The sequence below is a fragment of the Paenibacillus radicibacter genome (assembly GCF_024721995.1).
Taxonomy (GTDB): domain Bacteria; phylum Bacillota; class Bacilli; order Paenibacillales; family NBRC-103111; genus Paenibacillus_AM; species Paenibacillus_AM radicibacter.
In genome coordinates this window covers 116,491-132,285 of sequence record NZ_JANQBC010000001.1, presented here as the reverse complement: position 1 = coordinate 132,285, position 15,795 = coordinate 116,491, and the positions used below count along the sequence as shown (strand labels likewise).

The following is a 15,795-nucleotide window of genomic DNA, read 5'->3' as shown; positions in this document are numbered from 1 at the left end:
TGAACATATAACTAAGATTATGATGTAAAAGGGGAGAATGAGTCGATGAGTAAATTACGTAAAACGTCTGTACTCGCATTAAGTCTCACACTAGCAATGTCTGCACTAGCAGGTTGCGGTGCACCTAAAGAAGAAGCGAAGGGTGACACAGCGGCTGATGTAAAAAAAGAAGGCTTCCCAATTGTGGACAAGCCGCTAACACTCAAAATTATGTCCCAAGATGCAGGTAAAGCAGATTGGAATACGATGCCTGCACTTCAAGAGATGGAGAAGTTAACAGGTATCAAGATGGAATACCAATTAACACCTATTGATAGCTTTGAGACAAAGAAAAATTTGGTATACACAAGTGGAAATCTGCCAGACATTCTACTTGCCGCCGATATTCGTTCTGCAGAGCAAGTTAACTATGGTGAGCAAGGTATCTTGCTTCCGCTTGATAAATATATCGATGAAGGCTATGCGCCTAACATTAAGAAGTTATTCGATGAGAACCCACAGATTCGTCAGTCCTTTACAACACCCAATGGTCATATCTACTCCATTCCTTTCATTGATCTAGCTGCTGTATGGTACCGTGCACCGCTATGGTACAACGGTAAGCACTTGAAGAAGCTAGGCATGACAGAATTACCGAAGACAACAGATGAGCTATATACATACCTTAAACGTGTAAAAGACGAAGATGCCAATGGCAACGGTAAGCAGGATGAAATTCCATTGACGTCTGTGAAACTTAACGATATTCGTCAATATTTTCTAAGTTTCTGGGGAATGCCGGGACCGCTACATTATGCGGATAAAGCTGGAAAAGTCCGCTTTGCACCCCAAGAAGAAGGTTACAAAGGATACTTAGCTTTTATGAATCGTCTATGGAATGAAAAGCTGCTGGATCATGAGACATTCTCACAAACGGAGGAGCAGAAGAAGGCAAAAGGTAAGAACAATCAGGTAGCCCTTGCGAATGATTACTTCCCTTACTTCACCTTTGGCGGTGAACCTAATGAAGATCATCCAATGATGACCTTGCTTAAGAGTGAAGTAGTAGATTCACCCGTATACGGTAAACACCCGGGATTCTCTGGTCAAGGTACACTTGCAATCACAAGCAGTAATGCGAATCCAGAAGCATCCATGCGTTGGATTGATTATCTGTACAGCACTGAAGGGGCAACATTATTCAAGCACGGTCCAGAAAACTTACTTTGGAAGTACTCCGATAAAGATACTTGGACGAAAGAATGGCTACCTGTACCAAACGGGGAAGATCGTGAAGAGTACAAAGGTAAAGTTACACCAAACCACGGTATTCTGTTCCCTGGTGTTAACTCTACTGACTTGAACAAAGGTTTTGTAAATAATTTCGAACTTTGGGTAGACAAACAAAATCAAGAGAAGCTTATCCCTTACTCTGTTAATGCTTTCCCAGGCGTATACCTAACGAATGAGCATCAGACAGAAGCTTCTGCTATTTATGCGGACGTAAGAAAATATGTTGAGCAGATGGAAGCGAAGTTTGTAACGGGTCAAGAACCGCTTGCGAATTGGGATAAATACGTAGCACAGTTGAAAAAAATGGGTACAGACCGCTATGTTGAACTTTACCAAGGTGCATACGATCAGTGGGCTAGCAAAAAGTAACCTATTATTATTAAATCTTTATATATCTTATTAGATGTTAAGTAAGAGGCCAACACTCCCGGTCATGCTGCCTAGCATAGGAAGTGTTGGCCTCTTGATTTTAAAGCTCGCTTGATTGAGATTCACTGGTGGGTGCGTGCAACTTGCGATATTGACCAGGTGTTGAACCTGTTTCCTTCTTGAACTTCCGAATAAAATTCGGTGTGTCCAAGTAGCCGACACGCTGGATAATATCTTTCAGTGGCTCATCTGTTGTCACCAGCAAATGCATCACTTGTTCCATTCGTTTCTGCCATATGTATTGGACGAAATTTATGCCGACTTTATCTTTGAAAGATCGACTAATATGGGATGCTGAGATAGCAAACTCGTAGGATATAGATTCCAAGCTTAAGGCATGATCGGTGTAATTCTGATCAATATAAGCGACGACTTGATCCATGAGCGAATGTTCTTCCTTCTCCTGAATATGCTCTACTTGTACACAAATACGAGAGGCAATATGCAGGTAGTTCGTCTCAAGTTCATCAAGCATAGCGATTGTGATGTTCATGTTGGAATTCACATCTTGGATCACGTTATGTATGTCTAATTCAGAAGCTGTCTTGAGCATCGTATTCATGAGATCGATGGCAATACAACGAATCATTACGGGTGTAAGGTTTGATGTACGTAGATGTTGAATGGACTCATGAATAATCTCACTTGCTACTTCATAACTGCCTTGTTTTAAACTTTGTGAAAGCTTGAGTAGGACGTTATTACCTATCCACTCGGTATGAGGGGCATCATGAGGTAATAAGAGTTCAAAATAAGTGACAGTACCTTGCTCAGATGTACTGCGAAGCTCAAAAGCAGAGCACGCTTCAATGTAAGATTCATTCATTTGATTCGAGCTCAAGTAACATGTACCGACACCAATGGTTGGAATTATTTTGAACATCTTAAGTATGTTACTGCTTGTTGCTTCTACGATTAGCGTGATTTGTTCGAATACCTGATCTTGCTCCATGAGATCAAAGCTTACCATGAGCGCCAGTTGATCTAGTTGTGGAAGTTCTACACCGTAAGCATGAGCTTGCAGCTCAGGGTAATCCATACGCATCATTGCTTGCATGATATTTTGTATGCCACCGATCTGCCCATTTGGGTGATAACCGATTACCATGACAAAATGGTGGGAATGATCGAATCGAATATCGAATGCTTGCAGCAAATCCGGAGTTAACCCTTGTTTGTCACCGTATTTCAATAGCAGCGACAGCAGGTGATTACGGGCATACGGTTCTTGAATATCGATACGTGAACTGTAATCTTGCAAAGCTTGATGAATACGTGCAAATTCATTACCAATAGATAGTGGCTTAGTAGCTGCAGATGTTGAATCTGCCTTCGCATTCGCGAGCTGAGCAAGTGTAGAAATGGGCTTGAACTGTTTTCTAGCTATGAAGAACGCGACTACAGCTCCAAGCAGAACAACAATTGAAAACAGCATGATAATAAAATCTTGAATATGCAGAACACTGCTGAAAAATTGATTGCTAGGCATCATAGTGACATACGTCCAGCCATTCTTTTCCGATTTAACGGATACGATAGAGTGATCTTGGCCATCAATTGTGGTGCTGTGAATGCCCGCAGATAATTCAGATAAATATTTAGCATCCGAGCTGCTTAGCTTACCACCTTGATGGTTGCTGGCTAGAACTTGACCGCTAAAGTCGAGAATGTAAGTTGTACCACGATAATGACCTAAGATGGAATCAATTAATCCAGTTAACTCCGTTTCATTAATTAAGTACATGATTGTCCCGATCGGATGACCAGTAGGGGCAATGGGAACCAAATATGTAAGCATGGACTTCTCAATATGTGTGTTCTGGATAATAGTATTTGCAGGTCGCATCGTTGGGATAGTAACCGAGTTTAGATCCTGCAAAATTGTATTTGAATTCCAGTTCGTAAATTTGTAATGGGAATTAAAAACATCCATATCGGACATTCCTGAAGCAGAAAAAATGCGGTTATTGTTATGAAAATATAAGAACAACTCACCAATCATTGAATTGGTAGATTTATATTGTCCCAATGCTTCTATCGCCTCTTTACTGAAATAAGGATGGTGAATGCGATAAGAAGTCAGCCGTTCATCAATAGAAATTCGGGAAGCGATTTCGATCATATCTTTCATTCTTGCATCGATTATAAATTTTGTTTGATTAAGTTGATTGAGATGGGATTGTTCGATCTCAGATCTTAAGCTCGTGACAGCGCTCTCATAAATGAACGAAGTAATGAGAACTAATGGAATGAGCAGGATGAGAAGGTTCAACAAGATGTATTTGAGAAAAAGCTTAGATTTAAAGTAATTCTTGAAGTATTTCTGATACATGCATAGCCTCCTGTAAATGCAGAGATGTTTACTAATAATAACAATTAATTGACGTTTTGGACATAGAGCAATTGAAATGTTAGCAATAAAAATGAGTAATGGAGGTTTATTATGAGCCAATTACAAGCAAATGATCAGGTAGAAGAGCAAATTGTTGAACAAGGGGTACACAACTACAGTAGTGAAGAGGAGTGGGTAAAACCAGAGGATCCATTATTGCTGGAACGCTTGGAATGGTTCAAAGACCAGAAGCTAGGACTCATGATGCATTGGGGCACGTATTCGCAGCTTGGTATTGTTGAATCGTGGGCACTAAGTGATAAAGATGAAGAATGGTCACGTAATGAAATTGACTGGGACATCGATGCCGAAGAACTGAAACGCCAATACTTTGACCTCAATAAGACGTTTAATCCGCTGCGATTCCAACCTAAATTATGGGCAGACTTAGCTGCTGATAATGGATTTAAGTACTTGAACTTTACAACGAAGCATCATGATGGATTCTGTATGTGGGATACGCATACAACGGACTATAAAGTGACAGGCAAAGATTGTCCGTTCCACGCGCATAAATATGCCGACATCTGTAAGGAAGTGTTCGATGCTTTCCGTGCAAGAGGATTAGCGATTTCGGCTTACTTCTCTAAAGCAGATTGGCATACACCTACTTATTGGGCACCTGGAATGGAGCGCGGTACGTTTACTTCACGTGGACCTTCTTATGATCCGAAGCAATTCCCATGGTTATGGGAACAATTCGTTCAATTTACACATGATCAGATCATGGAGTTAATGACGCGTTATGGTCGTATTGATATGTTGTGGCTAGATGCAGGTTGGGTATGTGAACGAGCAAATCAAGATATTCGCTTAGGTGAAGTTGTTGAGAAAGCACGAGAAATCCAGCCATGGTTGCTATCTGCAGACCGCACAGTTGGCGGCGCATACGAGAACTTAGTAACACCAGAGCAGACATTACCAGAGCGTCCGCTTCATATTCCTTGGGAGAGCTGTATTACGATGGGAAGTGCATTCTCCTTCCGTTACGAAGACAATTACAAGACGGTGCGTCAATTGATTCACTTGTTGATTGAGATTGTTGCCAAAGGTGGAAACTTAGCTCTTAACGTTGCTCCACAGCCAGATGGACGTTTATCGAAAACGGTCATTTCCAGAATTCAAGGCATGGGTGAATGGTTGAATGTTCATGGTGAGGCGATCTATGGCACTCGTGCTTGTGAGCCTTACTCGGTAGGTAATTATCAATTCACGAAAAAAGGCGATACAACCTATGCCTTCTACTTGTACAAGCAAGAGCAGGAACAAGTAGCAGAAGAAATCATTCTTCCGATCCAGCAATCCTTTACGCAAATTGACTTGGTTGGTGGTCAAGAGAAGTTAGAATTCCGTCAAGTAGAAGGTGGAATTGCCGTTCGTATGCCGAAGCAAGCTGAACAACAAGATGTAGCACCAATCGCACATGTATTCCGCATGAAATAAAGAGGGAGTGAAGCTGAAATGAAACAGCAACAATGGTTCGAAGATGCGAAGCTGGGTATTTTTATCCATTACGGGATTTATGCAGTAGACGGTGTTTCGGAATCTTGGTCTTTCTATAACGGACGGATGTCCCATGAACAATACATGAAGCAGCTAGATGGCTTTACAGCATCCAAGTTTGACGCGGATAAGTGGGCCGATTTATTCGCGAAAGCTGGCGCTAAATATGCGGTACTGACAACCAAGCACCATGATGGTGTTGCATTGTGGGATACGCAGTATAGTGATCTGAACGTTGTGAAGCAGACACCTGCCAAGCGAGATATCATTAAAGAATACGCAGAGGCGATGCACAACAAAGGACTTCGTCTAGGTATGTACTACTCTTTAATTGATTGGTCCCATCCTGATTATCCAAGTGTGTTTGAAGGTGGAGTAGTTCCTGAAGACCTAAGTAAAGTGAATCGATTCTCGAATCCAGTAGATGGTGTGCAAGATGAAGAGAAGTGGCAGAAGTTTCTAGCATTCAATAACCATCAATTACGTGAGGTACTAACGAACTTTGGGAAAGTAGATTTGCTGTGGTTCGATGGAGATTGGGAGCGCAGTGCGGAGCAATGGAATTTACCCGAGTTCAAGCAATACTTACAATCGTTTAACCCGGATATCCTCATTAACTCTCGTCTTCAAGGTCATGGCGACTATAAGACACCCGAGCAGGGCATTCCGATTACACGTCCAGAAGGACCTTGGGAATTCTGTACGACCATTAACCGCTCTTGGGGTTATGTACCGACCGATGAGAAGTATAAGTCATTGAATCAAATCATTCGTATGTTCTGTGATTGTATCTCGATGGGCGGCAACATGTTGCTGGATATTGGGCCGATGGAAGATGGCACAGTGGAACCAAGACAAGAGGCTATTCTGCTAGGACTAGGCGATTGGATTCGCACGCACGAAGAGGCTGTGTTCGGGACGACAGAAGGTATTATGACTCGCTATTATCTTGGAGGAAGTACATTATCCAAGGATCGCAAAACGTTATATCTGTTCGTTTACGATACTCCGAAGGAAAATGTGTGTGTCAAAGGGTTATCCAATCCAATTAAGAAAATTACGGTCCTACATTCAGGCAAAGAATTGACACATGAAATCCATGGTGGCGTACCTTGGTTCAATATTCCGGGAACAACTTGGGTTCATATGACAAATGAGGACGCACATGAGCAAGTAACCGTGCTAAAGCTGGAGTTTGATGAGGAAATTGAGATGTATGGCGGTTCAGGTACCGTTGTCACACATAACTAATCCACATCTTCAATCATAAAGATAAATAGACAGTAGGAGTGAGCAGAGATGGAACAATTCAGATTACCACAAATCCCAATGCCAAAACTGGAAATGCCGCAAGCGATTCAAGAAGTATTGAAAGAAGCAGAGGAGAAACTTGCACATCGTCCCAAATTGTTGCAGCTATTCAAGAACTGTTTCCCGAACACATTAGAGACAACAACGAAATTAATGGATGATGGCACGACATTCGTCATTACAGGTGATATTCCGGCTTGTTGGTTACGTGATTCCGTTGAGCAAGTGATCCATTATGTACCTTTTGCCAAAGAAGATAAAGATCTACAACGTATTCTAAGCGGTTTAATTAAACGTCACATGCAATATATTCTTATTGATCCGTATGCAAATGCTTTCAATGAGACTGCGAATGACTGGCACTGGAATAAAGCGGACATTACAGAGATGTCCCCATGGGTGTGGGAGCGTAAATTTGAGATTGATTCCTTGTGTTTCTCAATCAGACTTGCTTACATGTACTGGAAAGAAACTGGATTGACTGACATCTTTGATGCTGGTTTCAAAACAGCTATGCGTACGATTTATGATTTGTTCAAGACAGAGCAATATCACTTTGAGAAATCACCATACCGCTTCACACGTGACAACGGAATTCCTGAAGATTCCCTACGTAATCATGGACTTGGAATGCCTGTTAACTACACAGGAATGGTGTGGTCAGGATTCCGCTCCAGTGATGATGCATGTGACTTCCACTACAACATCCCAGGTAACATGTTCGCTGTTGTGGCATTACGCCAAATGCAAGAGTTCGCAGAGTGGGTATTCCGTGATACAGACTTCCTGAAAGAACTTAAAGATCTAGAAGCAGATATCGATCATGGTATTCAATTATATGGTATTTACCGTCATCCAGAGTTTGGTCCAATCTATGCTTATGAGACAGACGGTTATGGCAACCACTGCCTAATGGATGATGCAGGTACACCAGGTTTGATGTCCATTCCATACCTAGGTTATGTAACAGCAGACGATACAATCTACCAGAATACTAGAAAATTCGCGTTGTCCCATGATAATCCATTCTACTTCGAAGGTAAAGCAGCTAATGGTATTGGTAGTCCACATACACCAGACGGTTACATCTGGCACATGGGCTTATCCATGCAAGGTATGACTGCAACAACGAAGGAAGAGAAGCTGGAGCTAATCGCAATGCTTGAAGCTACAGATGCAGATACAGGTTACATGCATGAAGGTTTCCATTCCGATGATCCAACGATCTTCACACGCAAATGGTTCGCATGGTCGAACAGCTTGTTCTCACAACTTGTGTACAAAGCGATGAAAGAAGGTATTCTATAATGACAAAAAAACGCACAGCGCACATTATTTCACATACACACTGGGATCGTGAGTGGTAATTGCCTTACGAGAAGCATCACGTACGCCTAGTTAAAGTTATGGATTCTTTGCTTCAGAAATTAGAAGAAGATCCAGAATATCGCACGTTCTATCTAGACGGTCAGACGATTATTCTAGATGACTATCTACAAGTAAGACCAGAGAAGAAAGATCAGCTTACGAAGTTCATCCATGAAGGTCGCATTATCATCGGACCTTGGTACATCTTGCAAGATGCGTTCCTAACAAGCAGTGAAGCTAACGTGCGTAACATGTTAGTCGGTCACCAAGATGCGAAGCCTTACGAGACGATTTCCAAGATCGGATATTTCCCAGATACATTCGGCATTTACGGTCAAGCACCACAGCTTATGAAGCAATCCGGTATTAACAACGCGTTCTTCGGACGTGGCGTAAAGCCGACTGGCTTTAACAACACAGTATCTGATGGCGATTTCGAATCCTCCTTCTCAGAGCTTGAGTGGGTTGGACCAGACGGTTCCAAAGTGTTAGGTATTCTGTTCGCGAATTGGTATTCCAATGGTAACGAAGTACCTGTTGATCCAGAAGAAGCGAAGATTTTCTGGGACAAGAAGCTTGAAGATGCGGAGAAATATGCATCAACGAATGAATTGCTATATATGAATGGTTGCGATCACCAACCGATCCAATTGGACTTGCCAGAAGCGATTCGCGTAGCTCGTGAATTGTATCCAGATACAGAATTTATTCACTCCACATTTGAGTCTTATCTAGAGTCTTTAGATGAAGCGATGGATCGTGAATTGTCTGAAGTTCATGGTGAGTTGCGTAGCCAACGTACAGATGGTTGGGGAACGCTTGTAAACACAGCTTCTGCTCGTGTTTACTTGAAACAAATGAATCAACGTGGTCAAGTGATGCTAGAGAAAGTAGCAGAGCCACTATCTACATATGCTAGTTTCTTGGGTCAAGAATACCCGCATCATCTGCTTAAATATGCATGGAAAACTTTGATGCAGAACCATCCACATGACAGTATTTGTGGTTGCAGCGTGGATGAAGTACATCGTGAGATGGTAACACGCTTTGACAAGAGTCGTGATGTGGCAGAAGTCATTACAGAAGATAGCTTAGAAGCAATTGCAAGCCATATCGATACATCTTGCTTCATGCAGTATGTCGAAGATAGCCATCCGTTCACGGTATGGAATACAACGGGACATGAGCGCAGTGGTACAGTAACAGTTGTACTTGATATTAAGCGTCAATACTTCCGTGATGAAATGCCATTTGGTGAAATGAAAGCTTTAATTAAAGGTATTGAGCTTGGCAACCGTACGGTTGTTGATAGTGTTGGCCAAGAAATTAATTGCACAGTAACAGATCTAGGCCTGCGCTTTGATTACGATCTACCGGATGATAAATTCCGTCAGCCTTATTTTGCACGTACAGTTCAAGTTGAACTTGAAGCAGGTGCTGTACCAGCTAATGGACATAAAGTATTCGCACTTGTTCATGCTTCTGAAGTGAAAGCAGCTGCGAAATTGGCAGGACAAACAAGCTTAATTCAAGATACGAAAACGATGGAGAACGATCATTTGCACGTAACAGTTGAAGCGAATGGTTCCGTTACCTTAAAAGATAAAGCAAGTGGCCAAACTTACAGCGGTTTATGCATGTATGAAGATAGCGGAGACATCGGTAATGAGTACATGTACCGTCAACCGAATGGTGAAATGGCATTAACGACGGAGCACCTAACTGCAGAAGTAACTGTGGCGATGGATACACCGTATGAAGCATCCCTTCGCATTGTACATGAGTGGGAACTTCCGAAGAGTGCAGAAGACTTGCTAGCTGAAGAACAGAATGATCTTGTATGGTTCACTTCCCGTAAGTCCGTTCGCTCGGATGAAATGGTTAAAGTGACACTAACAACTACGATTACTCTTGAGAAAAATAGCCGTGGATTGAAAGTTCAATCCGCAAGTGATAATCAAGTGTCTGATCACCGTCTGCGTATGTTGTTCCCAACAGACATCAACAGCAGCAATCACCAAGCAGATTCCGTATTTGAAGTTGTTACACGTGATAATACACCGTCTGCAGAATGGATTAACCCAAGTTACTGTCACCACCAACAAGCGTTCGTCAGCGTGAAAGATGAAACAAATGGAATTACAGTAGCGAACAAAGGCTTATGCGAGTACGAAGTACTTCGTGATGGTCGCAACACAATCGCAGTTACATTGCTTCGTGCAGTAGGTGAACTAGGTGATTGGGGCGTATTCCCAACTCCAGAAGCACAATGTTTAGGTCACGCAACGGCTGAAATGATGATTATTCCACACGGCGTAAACACACCGGAACAATCTTACGCGGATGCTTATCAGTACCAAATTCCATGGATGACAAAGCAGACGAAATTGCAAAAAGGAACGCTAGCTCCAGTTCATCAATGGTTGAAGTGGGAAGGTACAGGAGTTGAACTTTCCGCTGTTAAACGTAATGAAGAGACGAATGATGTGGTTGTTCGTTGGTTCAACGTAACCAAAGAAAATTCCGCAGTAACTTTCGAGCCGAAGTTTAATTACGAAGGTGCACACTTCAGTACAATTCTAGAGGAGCGTCTAGATGAAGTAACTGCAACAGATCAAGTGATTAACGTGGGTGTAGGTCCAGCTGAAATTAAGACATTGGTTTTGAAAAAGTAATAGATATCTATTAGCGGAGGAATCGATATGAATCATGATGGTGTGCCAGAACCGAAGATTGAATATGCGCCGAAACACTATATGTGTAAGCGCGCTCCAGAAACACTCAAACTGGATGGCCGTTTAGACAAGCCATTTTGGGCAGACGCAGTCTGGACCGATGATTTCGTAGATATTGAGGGCGATCTTCGCCCTCTTCCTACTAAACAGACACGAGTGAAGATGTTGTGGGACGAAGAGTACTTTTATTTTGGAGCGGAAATGAAAGAGGATCAGATCTGGGCAACACTAACAGAACGTGATTCGGTCATTTTCTATGATAATGATTTTGAAATCTTTATTGATCCAGATGGTGATTCACATCAATATTATGAGTTCGAGATCAATGCGCTGAACACAGTTTGGGATCTCCTTCTTGTTAAACCTTACCGTGACGGTGGTCCTCCAGTAGATGGATGGGATATTCAAGACCTAAAAACGGCGGTCTATATAGATGGTGAACTCAACAATCCGAATGCGAATAATCGGATGTGGAGTGTGGAAGTTGCGATTCCTTGGAAGAGCATACGTGAGTGTGCACCAGAGCGTCGTATGCCAAATGTAGGCGAATTCTGGCGTGTGAACTTCTCCCGTGTGCAGTGGCAAGCTGAAGTGAAAGATGGACAATTCACGAAGGTAATCAATCCGGAGACTGGCAAATCTTATCCAGAAGATAACTGGGTTTGGTCGCCAATGGGCTTAATTAATATGCATTATCCAGAGCTATGGGGTTATGTCGAATTCATAGATGAAGCGGGACCTACAATGTTCGAGATGCCGCAAGATGAGCGAGTGAAGTGGGAGCTTCGTAAGTTGTACTATCGAGAGCGTAACTATTATGCAAGTCATGGTGAGTTCGCAAAAGACATGGCATTACTTCAAGGGGAAGACACATGGTGTATAAACCCTGTAATTGAAACGACAAGTCGTCTGTTCCAAATGTCTGCGCCATCAACAGATGGACAGTCCAGATTCTTAATTCGTGAAGACGGGAAGCTATGGAAGGAGTGTCAGAAGTGATTACACAAAGCAGCGCTTTTTCATTAGATGAACAAATGATGGAGGAAATCGAGAAGAAGTTTCAAGAGAAACGTCAACTCGCTGCCACAAGATCCAGTCAATTGTTTGATGTTTTTGAAGAACAACTTACAAATGAAGAAGAATGGGCACTGAAATACTTATACGCATATATGCCAGTAACGGATTTAGCGGATTATGAGGGTGCTCTATACTTAAATCATGTTCGCAAGACGCTTGAAATTCGTAAGCAAATGCCTTGGGGCACTACAGTGCCAGACTATCTCTTCTTACACTTCGTCATGCCATACCGTGTCAATACGGAGAATATTGAAGATTCCCGTGGATTCTTAAATGAACAATTAGTCGAACGCACTTCTCACTTGTCCATGAAGGATGCGATCTTAGAGACGAACTACTGGTGTCATGAGACAGCAACTTATATCGGAAGTGACTTGCGTACAATCTCTCCGATGACCATGATCCGTAACGCACGTGGTCGTTGTGGTGAAGAGTCTACGCTTGCTGTAGCAGCACTTCGCAGTATCGGTATTCCAGCCCGTCAAGTGTACACACCGCGTTGGGCACATAGCGATAGCAACCATGCATGGGTAGAAGCTTGGGCAGATGGAAAGTGGTACTACTTCGGTGCTTGTGAGCCTGAAGCTTGCTTAAACCAAGGTTGGTTTACACCTCCAGGTCGTCGTGCGATGCTTGTGAATACACGTATTTTTGCAGATTATAGAGGACCAGAAGATATTACACTAGCTGACAAATGGTTCACGGAAATTAACTTACTTGAGAACTATGCACCATCACGCACAATTGTGGTTCAGGTGAAGGATGAGCAAGGAAGTCCAATCCAAGGCGCAGAAGTGAATTTCCAAGTGTATAATACAGCTGATTTCTATCCTATTGCTGCTTTAGTGACGGATGAGAACGGGGAAACTTCTTTCAAAACAGGTTTTGGTGACTTGATGCTACGTGCCGTATATCAAGGCAAGTGGGGACAAGTGAAGATTCATGTTGGTGATGCGGAGCGCTTCGAAGTTACAATCGATCAGCTTGAACAGCCAACGGGTCATATCGACTTCGATATGGTTCCACCGCCAGAAATTGACGGTACGGATGAAGAGACAGCTACAGAAGAAGCGGTTCAAATCCACAATCAGCGTTTAGAGAATGGTGGAAAAGTTCGTGCGGATTATGAAGCTACATTCTTACAAGAAGCAGATGCACAACAACTTGCAGAAACACTGAACTTGCCTGCTGATCGTGTGTGGGACGTCCTTCAGAAAGCACGTGGTAACAGCCAAGAGATTGCTGCATTCTTGCGTGAGAACACAGCTGAATACGGACAATGGACGCTTCGCCTGTTGGAGAGCTTAAGAGAGAAAGATTTAATCGATACGTTTCGTCCAACACTGAATGATCACTTAAGCGCTTCCATGAAGTTGAAAGGTGACTATAGTGATGATGTATTCGCATCGTACATCTTATGTCCACGTGTATTGTTCGAAATGCTAGCTCCTTATAAGCAATACTTCCAAGAAGCGTTTACAGAGGAAGCGGCAGCTTCATACCGTGCAAACCCTACTGAGCTTGTGGCGTTCATTGAAGAGAAATGGGGCATCTGGCAAGATCTTATTAACTTAAAAGGTAAAGGTCAGGCTGTGGGTACTTACGAACTTCAATATGGAGATCGTAGTTCCGTTGATATTATGTTCGTGTCAATCTGCCGTAGTCTTGGAATTCCAGCGCGTGTACACCCTAGTGAACACAAGCCACAATACTTAGAGAACGGTGTATGGGTGGATGCGAAGTTTGTTAAAGGTATCGTTGTTGCAGGTCACAAAGCAAATGGTACACTTCGTTTGTTGCAGGATGCAGAAGCAGCTTCTGATGCACCAGTAGCTTCTTACTTCGAGAACTTCTCCTTTGCTCGCTTAGAGAACGGTTTGTACAAGACACTTGTATATCCGTATGCAAAGCGTGATGTGTATGAAGAGAGCTTTGAAGTTGAAGTAGGTGCATACCGTCTAACGACTGCAGTTCGTCTGACGGACGGCACGGTGCAAGTTCGCTTTACTTACTTTGTCGTGAAAGCAGATGAAGAAACACAAGTTGCGCTGACGTTCCGTCAAACAACAATTACAGCTCCTGTACTTGGAACGATGGATGTGAATCATACATTCAGCCAATTAGATGGTACAACAGCTTCATTACGTGAACTTGCGGGTGAGACTGGCGCTGTAGTGGCTTGGATTGAGCCAGAGCGTGAGCCATCGAAGCACTTGATTCGTGAGATGAGTGAGCTATCGGAGCCACTCGCGCAGATGGGCGCAAGAAGCATCTTCGTTATTGGTGATGAAGAATGGAGCAGCTCATTCGATGCTGCACGTTATCCGAAATTGCCACCGAATGCGATCTTCGTACGTGATTCCTCGTATGCGGCGCTTACGAAGTTTGTTGCACAACCATCAAGTGGTGTAGGTTATCCGCACTTGTTCGTTGTAGATGGTCAAGATCAAGTTCGTTACTTGAACTCCGGTTACAAGCTTGGAGCAGGTCGTGAAGCTTTGCAGGCATTAACTGCAATAGCGAAGGAAGCACAAGGGAGTGAAGCTTAAATGAAGAAAACATCTTATATTGCAGCAGGTTATGTTGTAGATGCGAAGCTTCCTAAAGTGAAGAAGGAAGCCTTAGATAAATTAACACACATGAATATCGCGTTTGGATATGTCATTGAAGATGCAATCTCCATTGCTCATTTGCAGAATGCGAGTGTGCTTACTACGATTAAACAAAGTCATCCCGACTTGCAATTGATTCTATCTGTTGGTGGCTGGGGAGCGGGCGGTTTCTCTGAAGCAGCTTCAACGGAAGCGGGACGCATCAAAATGGCTGAATCTGCAGTTCGTATTCTAGATGAGTTGCCACTAGATGGTATCGACCTAGATTGGGAGTATCCTTGTTATGGTGTAGCGGATATTCATTCGAGCCCAGCTGATAAACAGAACTTCACGAGCTTGCTTAAGACCATTCGTGAAGCTTTGAATCGCAAAGGTGCAGCGGATGGACGTTATTACTTACTGACAATTGCGACTGGAGCAGACCAATACTATATCGATGGGACAGAGATGGATAAGATCGAGCAATATCTAGATTTTATTCAATTAATGACTTACGATATGCGCGGTGGTTTCCAAGTCCTTACGGGTCACCACACGAACCTGTTCAATTCAACAGGTGACTTGTTCCGCATTAGTACAGATGCATCTGTTCGTATGTTCATGGATGCAGGTGTTCCACGTGAGAAGATTGTCGTAGGTGCAGCATTCTACTCTAGAATGTGGAATCAAGTGCCCGATCGTAATAACGGCCTACACCAAATGGCAGGAACAACGGGTGGATATGGTCCAGAGTATTCAACGCTTGTAGCGGAATATATCAATAAGAATGGCTATGTTCGTCATTGGGACGATGAAGCAAAAGCACCGTACTTGTTTAACGGCAGCAGCTTTATCTCTTATGATGATGAGCAATCGTTCGCACATAAATGCAGCTACATTAAGGAGCATCAATTAGGTGGTATGATGTTCTGGGAATATGGCTGTGATGACACCCTTCAACTTTTAAATGCGATGTATGAAGGACTTAAGCTAGATTAATAGTTTAGAAAGTTTTACGAGATACTCGGCTTAATGCGGGTGTCTTTTTTTTATAAATTTCCTATTTTTAGATAAAATTTCCCTCTATAATTGAATGTTATCCCTTCTCGAAATGACG

At 42.8% G+C, this 15,795-nt stretch carries 9 protein-coding genes; 8 read left to right on the top strand and 1 reads right to left on the bottom strand.

Annotation, left to right across the window (positions count from 1 at the left end):
• The first annotated feature begins 45 nt into the window (after nucleotides 1-45).
• Nucleotides 46-1,641 (top strand): extracellular solute-binding protein, encoded by a 1,596-nt coding sequence (locus NV379_RS00570; protein WP_258205315.1) that lies wholly within the window; start codon nucleotides 46-48, stop codon nucleotides 1,639-1,641.
• Between the two features lie 100 nt (nucleotides 1,642-1,741).
• On the opposite strand, the gene NV379_RS00565 is transcribed toward NV379_RS00570, so the two are convergent.
• Nucleotides 1,742-4,033, bottom strand: coding sequence for an AraC family transcriptional regulator (locus NV379_RS00565; RefSeq protein WP_258205314.1), 2,292 nt, complete (start codon nucleotides 4,031-4,033; stop codon nucleotides 1,742-1,744).
• A gap of 111 nt (nucleotides 4,034-4,144) precedes the next feature.
• Between NV379_RS00565 and NV379_RS00560 the strand changes: the two genes are divergently transcribed.
• Genes NV379_RS00560 through NV379_RS00530 form a run of 7 tightly spaced genes read left to right on the top strand, consistent with a single transcriptional unit; the run spans nucleotide 4,145 to nucleotide 15,677 of the window.
• Entirely contained in the window at nucleotides 4,145-5,536 is a 1,392-nt protein-coding gene (locus NV379_RS00560; protein WP_258205313.1) for an alpha-L-fucosidase, read from the top strand.
• Between the two features lie 18 nt (nucleotides 5,537-5,554).
• The gene (locus tag NV379_RS00555) at nucleotides 5,555-6,847 is read left to right on the top strand and encodes an alpha-L-fucosidase (RefSeq protein ID WP_258205312.1); all 1,293 of its coding nucleotides are present in this window, start codon (nucleotides 5,555-5,557) and stop codon (nucleotides 6,845-6,847) included.
• A gap of 48 nt (nucleotides 6,848-6,895) precedes the next feature.
• Nucleotides 6,896-8,215 (top strand): glycoside hydrolase family 125 protein, encoded by a 1,320-nt coding sequence (locus NV379_RS00550; RefSeq protein ID WP_258205311.1) that lies wholly within the window; start codon nucleotides 6,896-6,898, stop codon nucleotides 8,213-8,215.
• Nucleotides 8,216-8,274: 59 nt separating this feature from the next.
• The gene (locus NV379_RS00545; protein ID WP_258205310.1) at nucleotides 8,275-10,950 is read left to right on the top strand and encodes an alpha-mannosidase; all 2,676 of its coding nucleotides are present in this window, start codon (nucleotides 8,275-8,277) and stop codon (nucleotides 10,948-10,950) included.
• Between the two features lie 27 nt (nucleotides 10,951-10,977).
• On the top strand, nucleotides 10,978-12,009 hold the full coding sequence (locus NV379_RS00540; protein WP_258205309.1) for a carbohydrate-binding family 9-like protein: 1,032 nt from the start codon (nucleotides 10,978-10,980) through the stop codon (nucleotides 12,007-12,009).
• Nucleotides 12,006-14,636 (top strand): transglutaminase domain-containing protein, encoded by a 2,631-nt coding sequence (locus tag NV379_RS00535; protein ID WP_258205308.1) that lies wholly within the window; start codon nucleotides 12,006-12,008, stop codon nucleotides 14,634-14,636. The genes NV379_RS00540 and NV379_RS00535 overlap by 4 nt, the downstream gene beginning before the upstream one ends.
• Nucleotides 14,637-15,677, top strand: coding sequence for a glycoside hydrolase family 18 protein (locus tag NV379_RS00530; RefSeq protein ID WP_258205307.1), 1,041 nt, complete (start codon nucleotides 14,637-14,639; stop codon nucleotides 15,675-15,677).
• Nucleotides 15,678-15,795: the final 118 nt, after the last annotated feature.

What these genes read in the sequence shown, in the direction of transcription:
- NV379_RS00570 (WP_258205315.1), top strand. Translation starts at nt 46, where the DNA reads ATGAGTAAATTACGTAAAACGTCTGTACTCGCATTAAGTCTCACACTA.
- NV379_RS00565 (WP_258205314.1), bottom strand. Translation starts at nt 4,033, where the DNA reads ATGTATCAGAAATACTTCAAGAATTACTTTAAATCTAAGCTTTTTCTC.
- NV379_RS00560 (WP_258205313.1), top strand. Translation starts at nt 4,145, where the DNA reads ATGAGCCAATTACAAGCAAATGATCAGGTAGAAGAGCAAATTGTTGAA.
- NV379_RS00555 (WP_258205312.1), top strand. Translation starts at nt 5,555, where the DNA reads ATGAAACAGCAACAATGGTTCGAAGATGCGAAGCTGGGTATTTTTATC.
- NV379_RS00550 (WP_258205311.1), top strand. Translation starts at nt 6,896, where the DNA reads ATGGAACAATTCAGATTACCACAAATCCCAATGCCAAAACTGGAAATG.
- NV379_RS00540 (WP_258205309.1), top strand. Translation starts at nt 10,978, where the DNA reads ATGAATCATGATGGTGTGCCAGAACCGAAGATTGAATATGCGCCGAAA.
- NV379_RS00530 (WP_258205307.1), top strand. Translation starts at nt 14,637, where the DNA reads ATGAAGAAAACATCTTATATTGCAGCAGGTTATGTTGTAGATGCGAAG.